Genomic DNA, 23,839 nt, shown 5'->3' on the forward strand with positions numbered 1-23,839 from the left:
CCGCCATCCTCCAACAGCTCTACGGGCTTATGCGGCGTAGATTACGCAAAAAATTCATCAATGCAACAAATTATCTTTTGCTTGCAAATTTGCATTATTTGCATAATCTTCGCCGTATGAACGAGATCAAGACCAAGAGACTGCGACAGGCCGACATTGCCACCATGGCGGGGGTTTCCGTATCCACCGTTTCCCGCGTGCTCGCCAATGAGCCCGGCATCAGCGAAAGCGTCCGCCAGCACATTCTCAAGGTGGCGGCCGAAAACGGCTACTCGGCGCGCACCGCAACCGGCGCGCTTCGTGGCACCCTCGCCCTGATTGCGAGCGACGGGGTGACCGGCGGGCTTAGCGTCTTCTACGAAGGGATCGTCGAAGGCTTGCGCGCCGGGGCGCTCGATGCCGGTGTCCCCTTCGAGGTGCGGCTGATCCGCGAGAACAGGGCCACGCCTGATGTGGTCCACGAGTACATGCAGACGGCCGGCGCCGGCGGCTTGTTCCTGGTCGGGATCGATCCAAGCGCCGAGTTGCGCGCCTGGTTAGAGGACGCGGCAATCCCGACGGTGCTGGTCAATGGCACCGATCCGAAGCTCAGGCTCGACGGCGCGTCACCCTCCAACTTCTTCGGCGCATATGAAGCGACGACCCGACTGCTGGATGCCGGCCACCGCAAGATCCTGCATCTGACGGGATCGCATCGAAACACCATCCGCGAGCGTGTGCGCGGCTTCAAGGCCGCGATCACCGACGCGGACGGTGCGGAAGGGCGCCTTGTGTCGATGAGCTTCCAGGGAAGCGCAATTCATGAGGCGCACGAGCTGACGTCCGCAGTACTCGCGGAGAAGGCCGGCTTTACCGCCGCCTTCTGCATGAACGACTTCATCGCCGTCGGCGTTCTCGAAGCCGTCACCGAAGCCGGGCTTCGGGTGCCGGAGGATTTCGCCATCGTCGGCTTCGACGATCTTCCCTGCGCGCTGATGACCAACCCGCCGCTATCGACCATGCGTGTCGATCGCGTGGCGCTTGGCAGGGAGGCGGTCAGTCTCATCGTGGCGCGATTCAGGGACCGCAACGCCCCCGCCCGCCAGATTTGCCATGCCGTCGTTCCGATTGCCGGCGGCACCGTTCCGAACCCCTGACATGAGCAATGCCGATGACCTATGATCCCGCCAGTTCAAATCCGCTTGCCAACAATCCGCTGAAGACGCGCGAGGACATGTCGCGCGCGCTTCGCGACCTCTTCGATCCGCTGCTCCCCTATTTCTCGGCCGGCAATGCCCGCGTCCGCCTTGACGGCGCAGCTGCGCATTTCGACCGCGCGGCAGCGGATCTCGAAGGCTTTGCGCGGCCGCTCTGGGGATTGGCGCCGTTTGGCGCCGGTGGCGGCGACTTTGCCGAATGGCATCGTATTGCCGAGGGTATCGCCAACGGTACGGACCCAAAGCATCCGGAATATTGGGGCACGGTCAACGGCCGAGACCAGCGCATGGTCGAGCTTGCGGCGCTCGGATTTGCCTTGGTGCTTGTGCCGGAGAAGGTCTGGGAGCCGCTTGGCGGCCGGGCGCGCGACAACGTGGTCGCCTATCTCAAGCATGCCCGGCAATTCGACTACGCCGATAACAACTGGAAATTCTTCCGCATCTTCGTCGACATCGCGCTCGACTGCGTCGGCGCCAATTTCGACCGGAGCCTGACCAAGCAGTATCTCGAGGAGCTTGAGGGCTTCTATCTCGGCGACGGCTGGTACCGCGACGGCAATGTTCGCCGGATCGACCATTACATTCCGTTCGCCATGCACTTCTATGGGCTGATCTATTCCAAGCTCGTCGATGACGACTACGCACAGCGTTACCGCGAACGCGCTCTCCTCTTTGCAAACGACTTCAAGCATTGGTTCGGCTCGGATGGCGCGACGATTCCCTTCGGCCGCAGCCTGACTTACCGCTTCGCCTGCGCCGGCTTCTGGTCGGCCCTCGCCTTCGCCAATCTTGAAGCGCTGCCCTGGGGCGAAATCAAGAGCCTTTGCCTGCAGCACCTGCGCTGGTGGAAGGACAAGCCGATGACCGACCGCGACGGCATTCTGTCGATCGGCTTCGGCTATCCCAACCTGCTGATGTCGGAAAATTACAATTCGGCTGGTTCGCCCTACTGGGCGTTCAAGGCGTTCCTGCCGCTGGCCCTGGCCGAAGATCACCCTTTCTGGACGGCTGAGGAAACGCCGCCTTTGGAAACTGCAAGCGTCCTGCCGCAACGCCATCCCGGTATGGTGCTCATGCGCAATGGCGGCGAGGTCGTCGCGCTGTCCTCTGGCCAGGAGAACCTGCAGATGCGGTTCGGCACGGAGAAATACGCGAAGTTCGCCTATTCCAGCCGCTACGGTTTCAGCGTCGAATCCGACGAGCGCAACTTCGCCGGCGCGGCCCTCGATTCCGCCCTCGCCTTCAGTGATGATGGCCTGCACTACCGCGTTCGCGAGACCAACCGCGAAGCCAAGCTTGCGGGTGATGTTCTTTATTCCAAGTGGTCGCCATTCCGGGATGTGGATGTCGAAACCTGGCTGGTGCCGGCGGCGCCATGGCACATCCGCGTCCACCGCATCAACACGCCCCGGCCGCTGCAGACGGCGGAGGGTGGCTTTGCGATCGCACGCCGGGATTTCGAGCTCGATACGCTGGTCGCGAATGGCTCAAGCGCCTATGCGATCGGCGAAGCCGATTTCAGCGGGATCACCGATATCGGCTCCCTGACGCCGCGCGCCGGTCTCACGCAGAAGGCTCCGCCGAATACCAACATGATCGTTGCGAAAACGCTGGTGCCGCAACTGCGTGGTGAAATTCCGGCAGGCCAAACGATCCTGATGACCGCCGTCCTCGCCGCCAACGACGCGGGCACTGTAACCGGCGCTTGGACCACTCCCCCAAAGGCTCCTGACGTTGCGGAGCTTGAAGCGCTTGTTGCGAGCGCGGGCATCAGGGTCAGCGCCATCGAGGCGCCAGGGCAGATGCCATGAAGCGCCCCTCCATCGCACTTGCGATGCAGCCTTCGCGAACGGAGCATGTCCTCACCGCGGAGGCCCTGCACCGGCTTGCCGAGATCGGCCAACTTCTCGATCCTCAACCGCTCCGGAGTTTTAGCGACGATCGCGCCCGGCGCATTCTCGCCGAGACTGACATTCTCATCACGGGTTGGGGATCGCCCTATGTCGGGCGCGAGGTAGTTGCGGCGGCCCCACGGCTGCGGCTGATCGCCCATGCGGCCGGAACAGTTAAGGGAATTGTCGACGAGCAGATCTTCGATGCCGGCATAGCCGTGACGCACGCCGCCGAGGCAAATTCGGTTCCCGTTGCGGAGTTCACGCTTGCGGCAATCATCTTCGCCGGCAAGCAGGTATTTCGCTTCCGCGACCTCTATCTGGCGGATCGCAATCGCGACCGGACGCACCCGATGCAACGGTTGGCGATCGGCAACTATCATCGCACGGTCGGCATCATCGGCGCCTCACGCATCGGCCGACGAGTGATCGAGCTCTTGCGACCGTTCGAATATCGCGTCCTTCTTTTCGACCCCACCGTCGATGCGATCGAGGCAATCAGCCTCGGAACCGAGAAGGCAGATCTGCCGACACTTATGACGCAGTCCGACATCGTCTCCGTGCACGCACCGTCGCTGCCATCGACGCGCCATATGATCGGAGCCCGGGAGCTGTCGCTGATGAAAGAAGGAGCGACGCTGATCAATACGGCGCGTGGCGCCTTGATCGACGAAGCCGCGCTGCTGGAGACGCTCAGCACCGGGCGGATCGACGCGATCATCGACGTAACGGATCCTGAAGTCCCGGAGACGGAATCGGCCTTCTATGACCTGCCGAATGTGTTCCTGACGCCGCATATCGCCGGCGCGGTAGGGCTGGAGCGCGGGCGGCTCGGGGATATGGCAGTCGATGAAATAGAGCGGTTCTCCAAAGGCGAACCGCTCCTCTATCAGATCCTGCGTCGCGACCTCGCCCTGATTGCTTAGCCGGCTTTCAGATTCGTCGAAGCGCCGCCCGCGACGATCTCAGGCATCAGGTCGGCGATCTTGACAACCTTGCCGCTGCGCGAGCTCGTCAGAGCAGCAATGCCGCACAGCACGGACATGGCGCCGGCGCGCGTCCCGGCACGCTGACCAAGCTTGTCTTCCATGCCCTGCTTGAAGATCATGTTGCGCATCCGGTCGTCGCCGCCGTAGTGGCCGCCCGAAGAATGCGGCACGACGATGCGTTCGACGGCCGGCTTGTCCTTCGGGAAATTGCGGACGAGCAGGATCGTGTCCTCGTCAGGCGTCTCCCATGGCTGCTTCTCGTATTGCCTGAGTTCGATACGCCCATGCGTGCCGTTGAAGGCGATGTGGTGGCCTTCGATCGGCTGGAAGGTGTTCAGCGAATAGGAAACGTGGACGTCGTTCTTGTAGCGGATGCTGACGACCATGGTGTCGGGGATGTCGATATCCTCGCGATAGACGCAGCCGTCTCGGAAGTAGCCGTCAATCTTCGACGGATCCTCGTAGAGCGTGTCGAGGAAGGGATCGGCCTCGAGGTCGAGGAAGTAGTCGCACTCACCCGAATGCGGACAGAGCTTGCAGCGTGGACCACGGAAGGGGCCCTTGCGCCCGTAGTTCTGCAGGTCGGCAAAGGAGGTGACGGCATCCGGATCGCTATCCAGATACCAGTTCAAAAGGTCGAAGTGGTGGGTCGCCTTGTGCACGAAGAGGCTGCCGGAATTTTCCGTGTAGGCGTGCCAGCGGCGGAAGTAGTCCGCACCGTGCTTGGTGTCGAGGTACCAGTGGAAGTCGACCGAAGTGACGCGGCCGATCTCGCCGGCGTTCAGCAGTTCCTTGATCCTGGCGGCCGTCGGCGAATAGCGATAATTGAACGAGACATCCACCCGCTTGCCGCTGCGCTTCTCCGCATCGAGGATACGGCGGATTTTGTCGACCGCTGTGGTCATCGGCTTTTCGGTGATGACGTCGATGCCCGCTTCCAGCGCGCGCACGACGATATCGTCATGCGTATAGTCGGGCGTGCAGACGATGACGAGATCGACCTGCTGCTCGGCGAGCATGGCATCGATGTTTTCGTAGATCGGCGCATTGCTGCCGATCATCGTGCGGGCTCGCTCGGCCCGCAGCGAGTTGGTATCCACGATCGCGACGAGATCCACATGCTCGCGCCAGCCGGCAAGCAGTTCCTTGCCCCACATGGTCGTGCCGCGGTTTCCCGTTCCAATCAAGGCAAAGCGACGTTTCTCCATCGAATGATCCTCCTCATGCGTATGAAACGAACAGCGTCCTGACGCCTGGCCGACAAAAACCGCGCCCCCTACCCGCGGCTCATGGCAAGGCTGTAACTAAACGGTTACCTGACGGCAGAGATGGTTTCCTGTCAATAGCCGATCTCGAATTTCGCGGATCAGGCAGAAATCGATGCGAGGGTCACGTGGACGATGTGGCGTTCCCAGGCATCGAGATTGCCGGGCTCGACCAGGTCGCGGCCGAAAATCGTCGAAAGCGTGTACTGATTGGACAGGTAGAAATATCCGAGCGAGGCAATCGTCAGATAGACATTGAGCGGATCGGCGTTTGCGATGAAGACACCGGCCTTCTTGCCGCGCTCCAGCACGTCGGAGAGTTCTCCAATCAGATGCGAATGCAGCTCCTTGAGCCGGACGGATTGGCGCAGCCAGCGCGCGCGGTGAAGGTTCTCGGTCCCGAGCAAGCTGAGGAATTCGGGATGCTTCAGAAAATACCGCCAGGTAAACAGCGCCAGTTCGCCAATGCCTTCCTGCGGCGTCCGGTCGCCGATATGCAGCTCGCGCTCGGCGGTGCGGATACCAACATAGGCCTCCTCGAGCACCCTGAGATACAGCTGCTCCTTGTCGCCGAAGTAATGGTAGAGCATCCGCTTGTTTGTCCCGGCACGCTCGGCGATGGCATCGACACGAGCCCCGCCCATGCCGTTCTCGGCGAATTCCTTGGTCGCGGCCTCGAGGATTGCTGCACGAGTCCGTTCCGGATCGCGTTGCAGTACACGCTCGGACGATTGCCGCCTTACTCTCTTCTTTTCCCCATTTCCGCTGGCGCCTTCCATCGGCTCACCTTTCTAATTTCCCCATTGCGCTCATAATACGTTGAGAACAGATTGTAAAAACGAGAAGCGAGAGGAGGGCTATCACATCAGCGCTTGACAGCCTCAACGCTTCTCCATAGCTTGTAACCAATTAGTTATTTGTTGCAAGAGAAACCAGCAAGGAGCGTGTGGAGGCGCTCCCCAAGGGAGGAGGAGAACAGATGACACTACGCGTAAGCAGACGTAACTTCATGGCGGGGGGAGCAACGCTTCTTTCACTGTCGGCACTGGGATCCAAGGCTTTTGCCGCCGACACCCGCTTGCGGCTTCTATGGTGGGGTTCGCAGCCCCGCGCCGACCGCACCAACAAGGTCTCGCAACTCTATCAGACAAAGAATGCGGGAACGTCGATCACCGGTGAATTCCTCGGATGGGGCGACTATTGGCCACGCCTGGCGACGCAGGTCGCCGGCCGCAATGCGCCCGACGTCATCCAGATGGACTACCGCTATATCGTTGAATATGCGCGGCGCGGCGCGCTCGCCCCGCTCGAGTCCTACATGCCGTCGAAGCTCAATCTTGGCGATTTCGACCCGGCGCAGATCGAGGGCGGCAGCGTTGACGGGCACTTCTACGGCGTCAGCCTCGGCGCCAACGCCGCAGCGACGGTTCTGAACACCACCGCGTTCCAGGAAGCTGGCGTCGATCTGCCGACGCAGGCAACCACCTGGGAAGAGTTTGGCAAGATCGGTGCCGAGATTACCAAGGCCGGCAAGCGCAAGGGCTTCTTCGGCTTTGCCGACGGCAGTGGCAACGAACCGCTCCTGGAAAACTATCTCAGACAGCGCGGCAAGGCACTCTACACGGCCGATTCCAAGGTCGCCTTCGGCGCAGAGGACGCTTCTGAATGGTTCGACATGTGGAGCAAGTTCCGCGAAGCGAACGCCTGCGTGCCACCTGATGTCCAGGCGCTCTACAAGGATACGATCGACACTAGCCCGGTCACGCTCGGCAAGGCTGCTGCCGACTACGCGCACAGTAACCAGTTCGTCGGCTTCCAGGCCGTCAGCAAGGACAAGCTGGCGCTGAACAACTATCCGCGCATTAAGTCGGATTCGAAGGGCGGCCACTACCGCAAGCCGTCGATGTTCTTCTCCGTATCCTCGCAGTCGAAGGTGATCGACCAAGCTGTCGACTACGTCAACTTCTTCGTCACCAACCCCGATGCCGCTCTCGCGCTCGACGTCGAACGCGGTATTCCGGAATCGAAGGCGATGCGCGACGTCGTGGCTGCCAAGCTTGATGCAACAGGCAAGATCGCGCTCGACTATGTCAGCGGCCTTGGTGACCTTGCCGGCAAGTTGCCGCCGCCGCCGCCCTCCGGTGCCGGTGAAGGCCAGGTCGTGCTTCGCACGATCGCCGAGCAGATTGCCTTCGGCCAGCTTTCGCCGAGCGACGGTGGCAAGCAGTTGGTCGACGAACTCAGCCGCATTCTCGCCAAAGGCTGACGCGGATGAGTGATGTGATGCGCACGACCGCCCCGGACGGTATCAAGAGTGAATATGGGGCGGCAGCCCAGGGGCGTTTGAAACGCCTCTGGACCGCCAATGCCCCAGGCTATCTCTTCCTTTTGCCGTGGCTGATCGGCTTCTTCGGGCTGACGCTCGGACCGGCCGTCATCTCGCTCTACCTCTCGTTCACGGATTTCGACATGATCCGGTCGGCCGAGTGGGTGGGCGCGGCAAACTACGTGCGCATCGCAACCGCCGACCCGAAATTTGCCGCAGCGATGCGGGTCACGCTGACTTATGTGGTGCTGTCGGTGCCCTTCAAGCTGACCTTCGCGCTCTTGGTCGCAATGGCCCTTAACAAGGGCGTTCGCGGCCTGCCGCTCTACCGCGCGATCTTCTATCTGCCATCGTTGTTGGGCGGCAGCGTGGCGATCGCCGTCCTCTGGCGGCAGCTGTTTGCCGGCGACGGACTGGTCAATGCCGCACTTGCCCACTTGGGCATCCAGGGACCGAGCTGGATCTCGCATCCGAGCTACTCGCTCTACACGCTCGTGGCACTCAGCGTCTGGCAGTTCGGCTCTCCGATGATCATCTTCCTGGCTGGTCTGCGGCAGATTCCGACCGACATGTATGAGGCGGCCAGCCTCGACGGAGCATCCAAGTTCCGGCAGTTCTACAAGATCACCCTGCCGCTCCTGACGCCTGTCATCTTCTTCAATGCCGTCGTCCAGACGATCGACGCCTTCAAGGCCTTCACGCCGGCCTTCATCATCTCGGGTGGGACGGGCGGGCCGATCAATTCGACGCTGTTCTACACGCTCTATCTCTATCAGGAGGCTTTCGGAAATTTCCGCATGGGCTACGCCTCGGCGCTTGCCTGGATCCTCGTGCTGATCATCGCGATCTTCACTGCCTTCTCCTTCCTGACCTCGCGTTATTGGGTGCACTACGATGACTAACGGGATCACCACTGCTGTCACGGCGCCGCCGTCTGATATCACCAAGCGCAGCTTTCCGACGTCAATCGCGATCCACACGCTGCTGATCCTTGGTTCGCTGCTGATGCTCTATCCGCTGCTGTGGATGGTGTCCGCTTCGGTCCGCCCAGAAAACGAGATCTTCTCGTCTACGTCGCTTATTCCGTCGTCGATCGACTTCTCGTCCTACCTGCGCGGCTGGATCGGGCTCGACATCACTTTCGGCCGCTTCTTCTGGAACTCGCTCGTCATCTCGATTTTGACAGTCATCGGCAATGTCGTTGCCTGCTCGCTGGCAGCCTATGCCTTTGCACGCCTGCGCTTTGCCGGCCGGAACTTCTGGTTTGCGATCATGCTCGGCACGCTGATGATCCCGTATCACGTGACGCTCATTCCGCAGTATGTGCTGTTCCTCAACCTCGGGTGGGTGAACACCATCCTGCCGCTTGTCGTGCCGAAGTTCCTGGCAAGCGATGCCTTCTTCATCTTCCTGATGGTTCAGTTCTTCCGCGGTATCCCGCGCGAGCTCGATGAGGCCGCCATGATGGACGGCTGCAGCGCCTGGCGCATCTATTGGAAGATCATGCTGCCGCTGTCGCTGCCGGTGCTTGCGACCGCCGCGATCTTCTCCTTCATCTGGACCTGGGACGACTTCTTCGGGCCATTGATCTACCTCAACGATATGAACACCTACACGATCCAGCTCGGTCTGCGCACATTCGTCGACTCGACCAGCGCATCGGATTGGGGCGGCCTGTTCGCCATGTCCACGCTGACGCTGGTGCCGGTGTTCTTCTTCTTCCTGTTCTTCCAGCGCCTGCTGATCGAGGGCATCGCCACGACCGGCATGAAGCGCTGATGCAATTACGGACATAGGTCAATGAGTATCAAGCGAGTTGCGATCGTCGGCTGCGGCATCGGCCGTTCACACATCGTCGAAGGCTACCTGCCGCATCCCGACAAGTTCAAGGTCGTGGCGATCTGCGACCTGAACGAGGAACGCCTGCGGGAAATCGGCGACGAATTCGACATCGCCAAGCGCACGACCTCGTTTGCCGATGTGCTTGATGACGCGAGTGTCGACATCGTCGATATCTGCACTCCGCCCGGCATTCACCTTGAGCAGGTGGTGGCAGCTCTCGCCGCCGGCAAGCACGTCATCTGCGAGAAGCCGCTAACCGGATCGCTTTCCGGCGTCGACACGATCATGGAGGCGGAGAAGACGGCCAAGGGCACGCTGATGCCGATCTTCCAGTATCGCTACGGCGACGGCATCGAGAAGGCGAAGCGGATCATCGAGGCGGGTATCGCGGGCAGGCCTTATCTGGGCTCGGTGGAGACTTTCTGGCGCCGAATGCCCGAATATTACTCCGTGCCCTGGCGCGGCAAATGGGCGACAGAGCTTGGGGGCGTGTTGGTAACCCATGCGCTGCACCTGCACGATATGCTGTTGCATCTGATGGGGCCGGTATCGAAGGTGTTCGGTCGCGTTGCAACTCGCGTCAACGACATCGAGGTCGAGGACTGTGCGTCGGCAAGCCTATTGATGCAGAGCGGCGCCTTCGTGTCTCTCTCCTGCACGCTGGGCTCCCAGGAGGAGATCAGCCGTTTGCGGCTGCACTTTGAAAACGTCACCTTCGAAAGCAATCATGAACCTTACTCGCCAGGCAAAGATCCATGGAAGATCATCGCCGCGAATGACGATGTGCAGGCGCGCATCAATGCCATCATCGGTCATTGGCGACCGGTCGCGCCGCGCTTTACCACGCAGATGGAGCATTTCCACGCCTTTCTCAGCGGCAATGGACCGCTGCCGGTGACAACAGGGGACGCGCGCCGCGCGCTGGAACTCGTGACCGCCATCTACCAATCGTCCGATACCGGCAGCGAAGTCATCCTGCCAATCGGATCGGACAGCCCGAAGTACGCCGACTGGCGTGCTCGCACGAAATAATGGACCAGGGAGGATCCTGAGATCATGGCAACAAGCGTCGTTCTCCAGAAGGTCGAGAAGCGGTACGGCTCCCTGGACGTCATTCACGGTATCGACCTGAAGATCGATCCCGGCGAGTTCGCGGTCTTCGTCGGCCCGTCAGGCTGTGGCAAGTCCACCCTGCTGCGCATGATCGCGGGGCTCGAGGAGATTAGCGGCGGCGCACTTCTGCTCGACAACGAGCGGATGAATGAAGTGGCGCCGGCCAAGCGCGGCATCGCGATGGTCTTCCAGTCCTATGCCCTCTATCCCCATATGTCGGTTTACAAGAACCTTGCCTTTGGATTGGAGACTGCTGGCTACAAGAAAGCCGAAATCCAGCCGAAGGTGAAGCGCGCCGCCGAAATCCTGCAGATCGAAAAGCTGTTGGAGCGCAAGCCGAAGGCACTCTCCGGCGGCCAACGCCAGCGCGTGGCGATCGGCCGCGCGATCGTCCGCGAGCCGCGCATCTTCCTATTCGACGAACCGCTCTCCAACCTCGACGCGGAACTGCGCGTGCAGATGCGTGTGGAGATTTCCCGGCTGCACCGCAGCCTCGGCAACACGATGATCTACGTCACCCACGATCAGGTGGAAGCCATGACCATGGCCGACAAGATCGTCGTGCTGAACGCTGGCCGCATCGAGCAGGTCGGTGCACCGCTCGATCTCTACAACAATCCGGCCAACCGTTTCGTGGCAGGCTTTATCGGCAGCCCGAAGATGAACTTCCTGCAGGCGCGCGTCGAGCAGGTCGGCGAAGCCGAGACGACCATCAACGTCTGCGGCAATTCCGTTCGCCTGCCGCGCAGGCTCAAGGCCGAGGCCGGACAAACCGTCACTTTCGGCATCCGCCCGGAGCATCTCTCCGTGCTTGAAAACAGCGGTATCACGCTCGCGACCGTCAACGTGGATCTTGTCGAGAACCTCGGCGGCGCGACGATGCTCTATGCAACGACGCCGGATGGGCAGCAACTGACGATCGCGCTCGACGGGCAGCAGAAGGTCGAACGGGGGACGAACGTGAAGGCCTCGTTCGACCCGGCGCGGTGTCACGTCTTCGACGCCTCGGGTGCTACCATCTAGCACGCTTGACAGCCGATCCCGCTCTGGCCATGATTTCAATAGGATAGGCCGCGAGGGGAGACTAGCGTGACGCCTGAAGATCGGATTTATGCACTCGGCATCTGGCAGGGTCCGATCGAGATTGAGCCTATCACCGGCGGCATCACCAACCGGAATTATCTGGTGCGGGATCGCGCGGTTCGCCGTGTCGTTCGGCTCGGAGAAGACATTCCCGTTCATCACATCAGCCGGCAAAACGAGCTTGCCGCCAGCCACGCCGCACACGCAGCCGGGCTTTCGCCGGCCGTAATCCATCATCAGCCCGGCGTACTGGTCCTTGATTTCATCGAAGCCAGGGCGCTGACACCTGACGACATAAAGAATCCCGCAATGCTCAAGCGCGTGGTGCCGCTCGTGCTCGCTTGTCATCGGGAGATCGCCCGACACTTCCGCGGCCCCGCCGCAATCTTCTGGGTGTTTCACGTCATTCGAGACTATGCGGCGCATCTCGCTGCCACCGGCAGCACCTATGTTGCGCGCCTGCCAGCCGTGCTTGAAAAAGCGGAGCGGCTCGAGAAGGCGGCCGGTCCCTTTGACATAGCCTTCGGCCACAACGATCTACTTGCGGCAAACTTCCTCGATGACGGCAAGCGCCTCTGGCTGATCGATTGGGACTATGCCGGCTTCAATACACCGCTCTTCGATCTCGGGGGGCTCGCCTCCAACAACCTGCTTGGCGAGGAGGACGAACACCAAATGCTGGAGATCTACTTCGGTCAGGCAGTGACGAGCGATCTCTGGTACCGCTACACGGCGATGAAATGCGCTTCGCTGCTGCGTGAGACGCTGTGGAGCATGGTCTCCGAGATCCATTCCACCATCGATTTCGACTATGCCGGCTATACGGCCGAGAATCTTGCGCGCTTCGAGCGCGTCTACGACCTTTTTGAACAGGATCGATAATATGACGAAGGAATTGCCAAAGACCGCCAAGGCGGTCGTCATCGGCGGCGGCATCATCGGCTGCTCGACGGCCTACCATCTCGGCAAGCTCGGTTGGACGGACACGGTTCTCCTCGAGCGCAAGAAGCTGACCTCGGGTACGACCTTTCATGCCGCCGGCCTCGTCGGCCAGCTGCGCACCAGCGCCAACATCACCCAGCTGCTCGGCTATTCCGTCGATCTCTACAAGAAACTGGAAGCCGAGACGGGGTTGGGCACCGGCTGGAAAATGAATGGCGGTCTCAGGCTTGCCTGCAACGAGGAACGCTGGACCGAAGTCAAACGGCAGGCGACAACGGCGCAATCCTTTGGGCTCGATATGCAGCTGCTGACACCGCAAGAGGCTTTCGACCTCTGGCCGCTGATGACGATAGACGACCTCGTCGGCGCCGCCTACCTGCCGACCGATGGCCAGGCCAATCCGTCCGATATCACGCAGGCGCTTGCCAAGGGCGCACGCATGTCGGGCGTCTCGACATTCGAGGATACCGAGGTTCTCGATCTCGAGATAGACAACGGCCGGATCCGCGCCGTGATCACCGAGCACGGGCGGATCGAGTGCGAGCGCGTCGTTGTATGCGCTGGCCAGTGGACGCGATCCTTTGCTGCGCGCTTCGGCGTCAACGTGCCGCTCGTCTCCGTCGAGCACCAATACATCATCACCGAATCCTTCGGCGTTCCGTCGAACCTGCCGACGCTGCGCGATCCGGACCGGCTGACCTATTACAAGGAAGAAGTCGGCGGCATCGTCATGGGCGGATATGAGCCGAACCCTATCCCCTGGGCGGTGAAGGGCATTCCCGAGGGCTTCCACTACACCCTGCTCGACAGCAATTTCGACCATTTCGAGCAGATCATGGAGCAGGCGCTTGGCCGCGTTCCGGCGCTCGAGTCTGTCGGTGTCAAGCAGCTGCTGAACGGACCGGAGAGCTTTACGCCTGATGGCAACTTCATTCTCGGCGAGGCCCCGGAGCTGAAGAATTTCTTCGTCGGTGCCGGCTTCAATGCCTTTGGCATCGCATCCGGCGGTGGTGCCGGCATGGCGCTGGCCGAATGGGTCGCCAGGGGCGAGCCGCCCTACGATCTCTGGCCGGTCGATCTCCGCCGCTTCGGCAGGCCGCATTTCGATACCGACTGGGTGCGAACCCGCACGCTCGAGGCCTATGGCAAGCATTACACGCTGGCCTTCCCCTTCGAGGAATATTCGAGCGGCCGGCCGTGCCGCAAATCGCCGCTCTACGACCGGCTCAAGGCACAGGGCGCCTGCTTCGGCGAAAAGCTTGGCTGGGAAAGGCCAAACTGGTTTGCCGATCTCTTCGCCAACGAGGAACCGAAGGATGTCTACACCTATGGCCGCCAGAACTGGTATGATGCCGTCGGCCGCGAGCACGAGGCTGTGCGCGAGGCCGCCGTCATCTTCGACCAGACCTCCTTCGCCAAGTTCGTGCTGAAGGGGCGCGATGCCGAGGCGGCGCTGTCGTGGATCGCCTCCAACGATGTTGCCAAACCGATCGGATCGCTGATTTACACGCAGATGCTGAACGACAAGGGCGGCATCGAATGCGACCTGACCTGTGCGCGCATCGCCAACGACGAATACTACATCGTCACCGGCACTGGCTTTGCGACCCACGATTTCGATTGGATAGCGCGCAGTATTCCGAGCGGAATGCATGCGGAACTTGTCGATGTCACCTCAGCCTACTCCGTGCTGTCTCTGATGGGACCGAATGCGCGCGCAGTGTTGGAGAAGGTGACCAGCAGCGATGTTTCCAACGCGGCGTTCCCGTTCGGCCGCGTCAAGACGATCGGCATTGCGGGCTGCCCGGTCCGGGCGCTGCGCATCACCTATGTCGGCGAACTCGGCTACGAACTTCATATGCCGATTGAATATGCGACGACCGTTTATGATGCGCTGATGGCGGCGGGCGGTCCGCTACAGCTTGTCAATGCCGGCTATCGCGCCATCGAGAGCTGCCGTCTTGAGAAGGGCTATCGCGCCTGGGGCTCGGATATCGGTCCGGATCATACACCTGTTGAAGCCGGGCTTGGCTGGGCCGTGAAGACGAGGAAGAACACGCCGTTTCGTGGCCGCGAGGCGATCGAACGGCAGCTCGCGTCGGGCGTCAAGAAGATGCTCGCCTGCTTCGTGCCCGAGGATCCCGATATCGTGCTGCTTGGCCGCGAGACCATCTATCGCGACGGCAAGCGTGTGGGTTGGCTTTCCAGCGGCGGCTTCGGCTACACGATCGGGAAGCCGATCGGCTACGGCTATGTGCGCAACCCGGGCGGTGTGAGCGAAGACTTCGTGCTGTCCGGTAGCTACGAACTCGACGTGGCGCGCGAGCGCGTGCCCTGTCAGGTCTCGCTGAAACCGCTTTACGATCCCGATATGGCGCGCGTGAAGGGATAGGCACTGAGCCCAGGCCGTCGTTCCTGTGCTTGTCACAGGAATCCAGCCACCGGCCGGCGCGGTGAATGACCATAACTCGTGGAAAAGAATCTCCTGCGCCCAAGGACTTGGGCGCTGGATCCCTGTGACAAGCACAGGGATGACGGGTTATGGGAGGGCAACGCGCTAAAACCCAGCCCTCGCCACAGATGGAAGGGCCTCGAAAATCCATACTGCGACGGCCCGCACCGTCGCGGCACCCTTCCTTAGAACAGCGGCAGCTTGTTGTCCTGGATCAGGATCTCAAGCTTGTTCGCCACATCCTCGGTCCAGCCGATATTGCCAGTCAGCGCCGCCGGGAAAAGGCCCGCCAGCCCGAACAGGGCTTTCGACACCGCGCCGCCATTGCGCGGCACGTCGGCCAGGAGCGCAGCAATTTCCCCCGCGCGCGGGTCGCGCAATTCGTAGCGTTCGCCATCCCGGTTAACGCCAAGGACATAGCGCATCCAGGCAGCCACTGCGATCGCATAGGTTTCCGCCTTGCTGCCGTTCGCCAAGGCTTCGGCGGCCGGCTCGAGGAGGCGCTGCGGCAGCTTCTGCGTGCCGTCCATGGCGATCTGATAGGTGCGGTGGGCAATCGCCTTGTTCGCAAAGCGCGCTATCAACTCGTCGGCATAGACTTCAAGATCGATACCGGGCACGGGATCGAGCGTGGCGGCGGCCGCGTTCATGTGGCGGCGCGCAAGCGCCGCAAGGCCGACGTCATCCATGACGTCGCGGATAAATTCATAGCCGCCTATGTAACCGAGATAGGCGAGCAGCGAGTGCGCGCCGTTCAGCATCCGCAGCTTCATCTTTTCGTAAGCGGAGACTTCCTCGACCATCAGCGCGCCGGCCTTTTCCCATTCCGGGCGGCCGTTGGCGAAGTGATCCTCGATCACCCATTGCGTGAAGGGTTCGGTCTCGATGGCCACCAGATCCTGCCTCCCGGTGAGTCTTTCGGCATCGCGATAGGTGGCATCGGTACTTGCCGGCGTGATGCGATCGACCATGGTCGATGGGAAGGGCACGTTCTTTTCGATCCACTCGCGAAGCTCCGGATCGATGCGAGCGGCGAACTCGAGCACGAGCCGCTTCAGGACGGCGCCGTTGCTCGGCAGGTTATCGCAGCTGAGCGGCGTGAACGGCGCGATACCCTTGGCGCGGCGGCGTGCAAGCCCCTCGACGATGTAGCCGATGACGCCACGGGGCGCATGGCGGTTGGCAAGGTCGGCGGCAATGTCGGGATGCTTCAAGTCCAAGCCGCCGGTCGCGGAATCGAAGCCATAAGCCTTCTCCGTGACCGTCAGACTGACGATCTTGATCGCGGGGTCCTCAAGCCGGGCAAGGAGATCGCCGGGATTGCGGGTCGCCACATGCGCGCGCAGGATCGGACCGATGACATTCGCCGTCGTGCCCGATGTATCGCGCACGAGCATCGTATAGAGGCCGTTCTGCTCATTCAGGTGATCGGCGACGTCGGCTGTCCGCAGGCTCGCAACCTCGATGCCCCAATCGCCACCGGCGGCCGCAATCGCGGCATCCGTGAACGGCGCGAAATGGGCGCGAAAGAATGCGCCGGGACCGAGATGCAGGATACCCGGCTTCAACCCGTTGCGATTATAGCCGGGAAGCTTGGCAGTCGGCGCGAGGTCGGAAAGGCTCGTCAGACGTTCGGTCACAGCTTGTATGCCTTCTTCGCATTTCCGTAGGAGAGCTCGCCGGCGACGATCTCGGCTTCCTTGCGAGACATGCGGTGTTCGGTCACGAACTGCGCCAGGAAGCGGCAGACCTCGCGGCGCCAGACATCGTGGCGCGCCGGGATCGACAGAAGCGCGCGTGTATCGTCGTTGAAGCCCGCCAGGTTGGCGAAACCGGCCGTCTCCACCACCTGGTCGAGATAGCGGCGAATGCCGTTCGGGCTGTCGTGGAACCACCAGGGCGGACCGATCATCAGGCAGGACCAATGGCCGGCCATCGGTGCCAGCTCGCGGGCATAGGTCGTCTCGTCGAGAGTGAAGAGGAGCACTCGCAGGCCCGGCGCATTGCCATACTTGGCGAGCATTGCTGAAAGCCCGCCGACCCAATCGGTCGGCGTCGGGATATCCGCGCCCATGTTCGGGCCGCGGGTCTGGAACAGTTCGCGATCGGTGTTGCGGCGCGAGCCGGCATGGATCTGCATCGTCATGCCGTCTTCGGCTGAAAGCCCGGCCATTTCGGTCAGCATCTGGCCGCGGTAAAGTTCCGTTTCCTCGGCGCTCAGCGTCCCCTTGTGCGCCTTGTCGAGCAAGCGCTGCTTGTCAGCCAGCGGCAGGTCGGCCGTGAAGGCCGTCGGCACGCCATGGTCGGTGGCAGTCGCGCCGTACTGGCGGAAATAGGCGCGGCGCTTGCGGTGGGCATCGATCAGCCCATCCCACTTTGTCACGTCGCAATCGGTCAGTTCGCCAAGCCGAACCAGGTTTTCGCGGAAGCCGACGGCATCCGGGTCGGTGACGCTGTCCGGCCGGTAGGTGGTGCGGACGCGGCCGATCCAGCCGTCTTCCGCCATCTTCTGGTGATGCACCAGCGGGTCGAGCGCGCCCTCGGTCGTGGCGATCGTCTCGATGCCGAAGCGCTTGTGCAGGGCGCGCGGGCGGAACTCCGGCAGCGCCAGCTGCGCATTGATATGGTCGTAAAGCGCATCCGCATTTTCAGGCGTTAGCGGCTCTTCACAGCCGAGGACGGCCGACATCGCATGATCGACCCAGAGGCTGGAGGGCGTACCGCGGAAGAGATGGTATTGCGCGGCGAAAGCGCGCCAGATGTCACGGCCCTTGGCAACCGGCTTGCCGTCGAGGCGAGGCACGCCGAGATCGTCGAGTTTGACGCCAACGCTGTGCAGCATCCGGAAGAGATAATGGTCCGGAATGACAAGCAGCGAGGACGCATCCTCGAACGGCTTGTCGTCGGCAAACCACGAGGGTTCCGTATGCCCGTGTGGGCTTACGATCGGCAGGGCCCGAACCGTCTCGTAGAGGTCCCGCGCGACCGTGCGGGTTGCCGGATCGGCCGGAAAGAGCCGGTCTGGATGAAGAAAGCCGTTACCAAGATCCATGAGAATTCCTCCCTGAAGGGCTACCGCCCTACCCCACAACGTGGGGCGCGGCAAGGGCTTTTAGTAACCAAACGGTTCACTTTTGCAAATCGCACGTCACCGCCCTCGAAACGATTGACCGTGCGGACTATTTCCGCTTTTCAGATGGCATGACATTGGCCGGTTGCGGCGAGGAGGTTCCATGTCCGAAGAGACGAACCGCATTACAAAGCTCGAGGAAATCGTTGCCCATCAGGCAAAGACGATTGAGGAGCTGTCCGACCAGCTGGCCGAACAATGGAAGGCCGTGGAGCAGACGCGGGCCAAGCTGGACAGGCTGACGGAACGGTTTCTGTCGCTTGAGGAGCAATCGCTGGAAGCGCCGGCGAATACACGGCCGCCGCACTACTGAGCAGGGTGCCGCCCTTGTCTTCGGCTGCCAGAATACCTATTAAAAGGGAGTGAGGACGACCTCCCCCTCTATGGGCATCAACTCGGGACGACCCGAACATTCCCACTAGGGGTAGACCATGCGTAAAACCGCAGACCGTGTCCGTCACGCCATCAGCTTCGAAATCATTGGACTTTCCCTTGTCACGCCGCTCGGCGCGCTGGCCTTCGGCATGCCTATGGCCGATATCGGCGTGATCGGCGTCGCCGGCGCGACGCTCGCGACAGCCTGGAACTATCTCTACAATCTCGGCTTCGACCATCTGATGCAATACCTCACCGGCGGCACGCAAAAGAGTGTTGCGGTCCGCGTCCTGCATGCGGTCATGTTTGAGGTCGGGTTGCTGCTCGCCCTACTGCCGATGATCGCCTGGTACCTCGACATCAGCGTCATCCAGGCGCTGACGATGGATGTGTCCTTCGCGCTTTTCTACGTGGTCTACGCGTTCGTTTTCAACTGGGCCTATGATCGCATCTTCCCCCTGCCGGATTGGCAGCTGGGAGGGCAAGCACAGCAAAGCTAACCGAAAAAGACGGGACCGCCGCGGCCGGCGATCCCGTTTGCAATGCCTCAACTGTCGTGAGCGACGTGTCGCTCAGACATTGCCCATGCAGAGATACTTCATCTCCAGATAGTCATCGGCACCGTGGCGCGAGCCTTCGCGGCCGAGGCCAGACTGCTTGATGCCGCCGAAGGGTGCCGTTTCCGTCGACATCAGGCCGGTATTGATTCCGACCATGCCGTATTCCAGCGCCTCTGCGACACGCCAGACCTTTTTCAGGTCGCCGGCGAAGAAGTAGGCGGCGAGGCCGAACTCGGTGTCGTTGGCCTGGGCGATCACATCCTCGACCGTATCGAAGCGGAAGAGCGGCGCGACGGGACCGAACGTTTCTTCGCGCGCGACCTTCATCTCGCGGGTGACGCCGGTGAGCACGGTCGGTGTGAAGAAGGTGCCGGCACCCTCGACGCGCTTGCCGCCCGTCAGAATCCTCGCTCCCCTCGAAACAGCATCTGCAACGTGGCTCTCCACTTTGGATAGGCCCTGCTCGTCGATCAACGGGCCGATCGTCACGCCAGCCTTGAAACCGTCACCGACGGCCATCGTCTCGACTTTGGCCGCAAGTTTGGCGGCGAAGGCATCATAGACTCCTGACTGGACATAAAGGCGGTTTGCGCAGACGCAGGTCTGGCCGGCATTGCGATACTTGGACGCCAGAGCGCCCTCGACCGCTGCGTCCAGATCCGCATCGTCAAAGACGATGAAGGGCGCGTTGCCGCCAAGCTCGAGGCTGATCTTCTTGATCTGATCGGCGCACTGGCGCATCAGAATGCGGCCGACCTCCGTCGATCCGGTGAAGCTGATCTTGCGCACCTTGTCGTTGCCGCAAAGCTCCTTGCCGATTGCCGGGCCGTCTTCTCCGACGATGACGTTGAAGACGCCGGCCGGAATACCGGCCTGCTCGGCGAGAACGGCAAGTGCCAGCGCCGACAGCGGCGTCTGCTCGGCAGGCTTTGAGACGACCGCGCAGCCGACAGCCAGCGCCGGGGCGATCTTGCGAGTGATCATCGCGGCCGGAAAATTCCAAGGCGTGATCGTGCCGACGACGCCAACCGGCTGCTTGATGACGATCATGCGCTTGTCGCTCGACGGCGCAGGGATTGTCTCGCCATAGATGCGTTTGGCCTCTTCCGCATACCATTCGACATAGGCTGCAGCGTAAAGGATCTCGCCGCGGGCCTCGGGGAAAGGCTTGCCCATTTCAGCGGTCAGGATGGCGGCCAGTTCATCGGCATGAGCGACCATCAGGTCATGCCATTTGCGCAGAATCCCGGCGCGCTCCTTTGCGGGCCGCGCGGCCCAGGCCGGCTGAGCAGCGTAGGCGGCGTCGATTGCTTCCCGCGTCTCGCCAGCCCCCATGTCGGGCAGCGAGGCGAGAACCTCGCCGGTGGCAGGATTGAGGACGTCAAAGGTCTTGGTCGCGCCGCCGGCCGTCCAGCTACCGTTGATATAGCCGGCATCGCGCAGGAACGGCGAGGAAAAGGGAACGTGTTTTGTCAATGCAGTTGTGAATGCCATGTCATGTAACTCCAGGCAAAGAAGGGCTGGCCCTACTTACCGCTTGCTTCGAGGATCGAGGCTTCCAAAATGTCGAGCGCTTCGCCAAAGACACTATCCTGGATCGTGATCGGGGCGAGGAAACGGATGACGTTTCCATGCACGCCGCACGTCAGCAGGATCAGGCCTTTCTCAAGCGCAATCAGGCGAACCTTGTTGGCGAAATCGGCGCTCGGCAGCTTCGTCGTCTTGTCGTTGAACTCGACAGCGTTCATGAAACCCGGACCGCGGATATCGACGATTTCTGGCACCTTTTCGCGCAGTGATTCCAGGCGCTGCTTCAACCGGTTGCCAAGCTGATTGGCGCGATCGCAGAGATCTTCGTCCTTGATGACGTCGAGGACTGCGTGAGCCGCAGCGATGCCAAGAGGATTGCCGCCATAGGTACCGCCGAGACCGCCCGGTCCGGGCGCATCCATGATCTCGGCACGACCCGTGACGGCGGCCAGCGGGAATCCGCCAGCGAGGCTCTTTGCCATCGTCATCAGGTCGGGTGCGACCTCATGATGATCCATCGCGAACATCTTGCCGGTACGAGCAAAGCCGGTCTGCACCTCATCGGCGATCAGGAGGATGCCGTGTTGGTCGCAGAGTTCGCGCAGCGCCTTCATGAAGGCGACCGGCGCCGGGTAGAAACCACCCTCGCCCTGAACTGGCTCGATAATGATGGCGGCAACGCGCTGCGGATCGACATCGGCGGCAAACAGCTTCTTCAGCGCGGCCAGCGACTGATCCGGCGTCACGCCATGCAGCTCGACCGGGAACGGGACATGGAAGACATCGCCCGGCATTGCGCCGAAACCGACCTTGTAGGGCACGACCTTGCCGGTCAGCGCCATACCCATGAAGGTGCGGCCATGGAAACCGCCGCCAAAGGCAATCACGGCGGAGCGGCCGGTCGCGGCACGGGCGATCTTCACCGCATTCTCGACGGCTTCGGCACCTGTTGTGACGAAGATCGTCTTCTTCTCGAAGTTGCCGGGCGTCAGCGCATTCAAGCGCTCGGCCAGATGCACGTAACTCTCGTAAGGCACCACCTGGTGGCAGGTATGGGTGAAATGATCGAGCTGATCCTTGACGGCGGCGATCACGCGCGGGTGACGGTGACCGGTGTTGAGGACGGCAATGCCGGCCGCGAAGTCGATATAGCGTCGACCTTCCTTATCCCAGATCTCGGCATTTTCTGCGCGATCGGCATAGATCTGCGTCGTCATGCCAACGCCACGCGAGATTGCGGCATTCTTTCGGTCTGTGAGTGTGGTCGCGGCCATCGGTGCGTTCCTGCTCTGGAATGGATGAACTATCTTGCATAACTTCGGCAAGACATGTAGAAAATTCCTACATTTTTCCTGCAAGAAATCAAGCGGCATTTGCCGCTTCAAACTGCTGTCGTTTTCAGCGATGGTCGTTCAAGAAAAATCAGGGTCGGATAAGGCCTGAAGAAGACAGACGAACCGGGATTATTTGGCTTATGAACAACGGTACGCCCGTGCGCTACAAAGTGGCGGAGGCGGCAAAATCAGCAGGCGTTTCCGCATCGACCTTGCGCCTTTGGGAAAGCCAGGGCCTCGTCGTTCCGGACCGGTCGGAAACCGGGCACCGGCAATACAGCGCCGAGGACGTCGCACGGTTAAAAAAGATAGCCTGGTATCGAACCGAGCGCGGACTCAATCCGGCCGCCATTCGCGAGGCATTGGAAAGCGAGGAACCATCTGAAAATTCGGATGCGTCGGACGCCTCGGATCTAGGTCGGCGGCTGCGCAGTCTGCGCCACGGCGCCGGCAAGACACTGGATCAGGTTGCCGGTGACGCTGGCATTGCTGCCTCGACACTGTCGACGCTCGAACGCACCTCCCAGGGGGTGAGTTTCAAGACGTTGCACGACCTTGCGGCATATTATGGCACCACGGTTTCCAGGCTTTCTGGGGAAGAGCGCGACGACATGCCCGAGGTCGTCCGCGCCGGCGCTTGGCGCACATGGCCGGAAACGACGCCAGGTGTGACGGTGCAGCTTCTGGCCGAGGGCCGCACGATGATGGATTGCCACCGTTTCGTGCTCGCACCCGGTGCGGCGAGCGAAGGCGCCTACCGACACGAAGGGGAGGAGTTCATGCACGTACTCTCCGGGAGGCTGGAGCTGGTCCTCGATTCCGATCAGTTCTTCGATCTCGGACCCGGCGATTCGCTCTATTTCGAAAGCCGTCGCTATCACTCCTGGCGCAACCGTCACGATGGCGAAACCGTCCTCATCTGGATCAATACACCGCCGACATTCTGAGCCTTGGCGGTATCGCTCGCCATGGCTTTGCGCTATAGGCCACAAGTGACAGTTCGAGTGTGAGATGAGATCGATGGCAGCCATCATACGTTACCATGAAGGTGATATTTCCGCGGCAGATGCCGCCCGCTATACCGGAGCGATTGCCATCGACACTGAAACGCTGGGCCTTGTGCCGCGCCGCGACCGGCTGTGTGTGGTGCAACTCTCACCGGGCGACGGCACGGCCGACGTGATCCGCATCGCCGCCGGGCAGAAGGAAGCGCCGAACCTCGTGGCGCTGCTTGCCAATGGGCAACAGAAGATCTTCCACTATGGCCGCTTCGACATTGCCGTCTTGTTCCACACCTTCGGCGTCACCATGCAGCCGGTGTTCTGCACCAAGATCGCCTCACGTCTCTGCCGAACCTATACCGATCGGCATGGACTGAAGGACAATCTCAAGGAAATGCTCGACGTCGATATTTCCAAGACGCAGCAATCCTCCGACTGGGCTGCCGCAACTTTGTCCCCTGCGCAGCTGGAATACGCGGCCTCTGACGTGCTTTACCTGCACGCGCTGCGCGACAAGCTGACCGAGCGGCTGGTGCGAGACGGCCGCATCGATCATGCCAACGCCTGCTTCCAATTCCTTCCGACGCGCGCCAAGCTCGATCTGCTCGGCTGGGAAGAAGCCGACATTTTCGCCCACAGCTAAGACGTTTCTGGATTTTGCACGGATTGAACCGGGCGCGGCGATGCGCGTACCGGCCATTAGTAATTCGTTAACGCCGCTTCGATAGATTATTTGCCAATTTTTATGCATTCGACGGCGCGATGGAGCGCCGCGTCGGGCAGACCGAACTGCCGGGGAATGCAACGGG

Annotated in this window: 20 protein-coding genes; 14 read left to right on the forward strand and 6 right to left on the reverse strand. The window is 61.4% G+C overall.

The annotated features are described in order from the left end of the window. The first annotated feature begins 116 nt into the window (after window positions 1–116). From IB248_RS08105 to IB248_RS08115, 3 genes are read left to right on the forward strand one after another with little or no spacing between them, the layout of a single operon-like run. Entirely contained in the window at window positions 117–1,136 is a 1,020-nt protein-coding gene (locus tag IB248_RS08105; protein WP_112824830.1) for a LacI family DNA-binding transcriptional regulator, read from the forward strand. A 14-nt stretch (window positions 1,137–1,150) separates the two neighbouring features. Beyond that, a complete protein-coding gene (locus IB248_RS08110) occupies window positions 1,151–3,007 on the forward strand; it encodes a DUF2264 domain-containing protein (RefSeq protein ID WP_192240682.1) in 1,857 nt (618 codons plus the stop codon). Next, the gene (locus IB248_RS08115; protein ID WP_192240683.1) at window positions 3,004–4,014 is read left to right on the forward strand and encodes a hydroxyacid dehydrogenase; all 1,011 of its coding nucleotides are present in this window, start codon (window positions 3,004–3,006) and stop codon (window positions 4,012–4,014) included. The genes IB248_RS08110 and IB248_RS08115 overlap by 4 nt, the downstream gene beginning before the upstream one ends. On the opposite strand, the gene IB248_RS08120 is transcribed toward IB248_RS08115, so the two are convergent. Both IB248_RS08120 and IB248_RS08125 read right to left on the reverse strand, forming a co-directional pair. Beyond that, the gene (locus IB248_RS08120) at window positions 4,011–5,285 is read right to left on the reverse strand and encodes a Gfo/Idh/MocA family oxidoreductase (protein WP_018855350.1); all 1,275 of its coding nucleotides are present in this window, start codon (window positions 5,283–5,285) and stop codon (window positions 4,011–4,013) included. The two genes, IB248_RS08115 and IB248_RS08120, sit on opposite strands and share 4 nt — an antisense overlap. A gap of 158 nt (window positions 5,286–5,443) precedes the next feature. Further along, entirely contained in the window at window positions 5,444–6,121 is a 678-nt protein-coding gene (locus IB248_RS08125) for a TetR/AcrR family transcriptional regulator (protein ID WP_192240684.1), read from the reverse strand. Window positions 6,122–6,321: 200 nt separating this feature from the next. Here IB248_RS08125 and IB248_RS08130 point away from each other — a divergent pair, with 200 nt between their 5' ends. The 7 genes from IB248_RS08130 to IB248_RS08160 all read left to right on the forward strand — a co-directional run bounded on the left by IB248_RS08130 (window position 6,322) and on the right by IB248_RS08160 (window position 15,040). Continuing rightward, window positions 6,322–7,608, forward strand: coding sequence for an ABC transporter substrate-binding protein (locus IB248_RS08130; RefSeq protein ID WP_025659755.1), 1,287 nt, complete (start codon window positions 6,322–6,324; stop codon window positions 7,606–7,608). Between the two features lie 5 nt (window positions 7,609–7,613). Continuing rightward, window positions 7,614–8,570, forward strand: coding sequence for a sugar ABC transporter permease (locus tag IB248_RS08135; RefSeq protein ID WP_192240685.1), 957 nt, complete (start codon window positions 7,614–7,616; stop codon window positions 8,568–8,570). Further along, entirely contained in the window at window positions 8,563–9,447 is an 885-nt protein-coding gene (locus tag IB248_RS08140) for a carbohydrate ABC transporter permease (RefSeq protein WP_018855354.1), read from the forward strand. The genes IB248_RS08135 and IB248_RS08140 overlap by 8 nt, the downstream gene beginning before the upstream one ends. A 21-nt stretch (window positions 9,448–9,468) precedes the next feature. Next, window positions 9,469–10,542 (forward strand): Gfo/Idh/MocA family oxidoreductase, encoded by a 1,074-nt coding sequence (locus IB248_RS08145; protein WP_018855355.1) that lies wholly within the window; start codon window positions 9,469–9,471, stop codon window positions 10,540–10,542. Between the two features lie 24 nt (window positions 10,543–10,566). Beyond that, window positions 10,567–11,646, forward strand: coding sequence for a sn-glycerol-3-phosphate ABC transporter ATP-binding protein UgpC (gene ugpC / locus IB248_RS08150; protein WP_025659752.1), 1,080 nt, complete (start codon window positions 10,567–10,569; stop codon window positions 11,644–11,646). Between the two features lie 66 nt (window positions 11,647–11,712). Continuing rightward, complete coding sequence (locus IB248_RS08155) at window positions 11,713–12,588, forward strand: phosphotransferase (protein ID WP_192240686.1); 876 nt, start codon at window positions 11,713–11,715, stop codon at window positions 12,586–12,588. 1 nt (window position 12,589) lies between these two features. Continuing rightward, entirely contained in the window at window positions 12,590–15,040 is a 2,451-nt protein-coding gene (locus tag IB248_RS08160) for an FAD-dependent oxidoreductase (RefSeq protein ID WP_192240687.1), read from the forward strand. A gap of 245 nt (window positions 15,041–15,285) precedes the next feature. On the opposite strand, the gene IB248_RS08165 is transcribed toward IB248_RS08160, so the two are convergent. Together IB248_RS08165 and uxaC are read right to left on the reverse strand one after the other, a co-directional pair. Further along, on the reverse strand, window positions 15,286–16,740 hold the full coding sequence (locus IB248_RS08165) for a mannitol dehydrogenase family protein (RefSeq protein WP_192240688.1): 1,455 nt from the start codon (window positions 16,738–16,740) through the stop codon (window positions 15,286–15,288). Beyond that, window positions 16,737–18,152, reverse strand: a complete 1,416-nt coding sequence (uxaC, locus tag IB248_RS08170) for a glucuronate isomerase (protein WP_169679515.1) — start codon at window positions 18,150–18,152, stop codon at window positions 16,737–16,739. Before uxaC ends, IB248_RS08165 begins: the two co-directional genes overlap by 4 nt. Window positions 18,153–18,333: 181 nt before the next feature. On the opposite strand from uxaC, the gene IB248_RS08175 reads away from it, so the two are divergent. Together IB248_RS08175 and IB248_RS08180 are read left to right on the forward strand one after the other, a co-directional pair. Then, window positions 18,334–18,543, forward strand: coding sequence for a SlyX family protein (locus IB248_RS08175; protein WP_112658148.1), 210 nt, complete (start codon window positions 18,334–18,336; stop codon window positions 18,541–18,543). 118 nt (window positions 18,544–18,661) lie between these two features. After that, entirely contained in the window at window positions 18,662–19,105 is a 444-nt protein-coding gene (locus IB248_RS08180) for a PACE efflux transporter (protein ID WP_169679517.1), read from the forward strand. A gap of 72 nt (window positions 19,106–19,177) precedes the next feature. On the opposite strand, the gene IB248_RS08185 is transcribed toward IB248_RS08180, so the two are convergent. Together IB248_RS08185 and IB248_RS08190 are read right to left on the reverse strand one after the other, a co-directional pair. Next, entirely contained in the window at window positions 19,178–20,659 is a 1,482-nt protein-coding gene (locus IB248_RS08185) for an NAD-dependent succinate-semialdehyde dehydrogenase (RefSeq protein WP_192240689.1), read from the reverse strand. A gap of 32 nt (window positions 20,660–20,691) precedes the next feature. Further along, on the reverse strand, window positions 20,692–21,969 hold the full coding sequence (locus IB248_RS08190; RefSeq protein ID WP_062375558.1) for a 4-aminobutyrate--2-oxoglutarate transaminase: 1,278 nt from the start codon (window positions 21,967–21,969) through the stop codon (window positions 20,692–20,694). A gap of 200 nt (window positions 21,970–22,169) precedes the next feature. On the opposite strand from IB248_RS08190, the gene IB248_RS08195 reads away from it, so the two are divergent. Continuing rightward, on the forward strand, window positions 22,170–22,976 hold the full coding sequence (locus IB248_RS08195) for a MerR family transcriptional regulator (protein ID WP_192240690.1): 807 nt from the start codon (window positions 22,170–22,172) through the stop codon (window positions 22,974–22,976). A gap of 73 nt (window positions 22,977–23,049) precedes the next feature. Next, window positions 23,050–23,673 carry a ribonuclease D gene (locus IB248_RS08200; protein ID WP_025659742.1) on the forward strand — a complete coding sequence of 208 codons (624 nt, stop codon included), beginning with the start codon at window positions 23,050–23,052 and terminating at the stop codon, window positions 23,671–23,673. Window positions 23,674–23,839 lie beyond the last annotated feature (166 nt).

Source organism: Rhizobium sp. RHZ01 (genome assembly GCF_014851595.1).
In the GTDB taxonomy this organism is placed as follows: domain Bacteria; phylum Pseudomonadota; class Alphaproteobacteria; order Rhizobiales; family Rhizobiaceae; genus Rhizobium; species Rhizobium altiplani.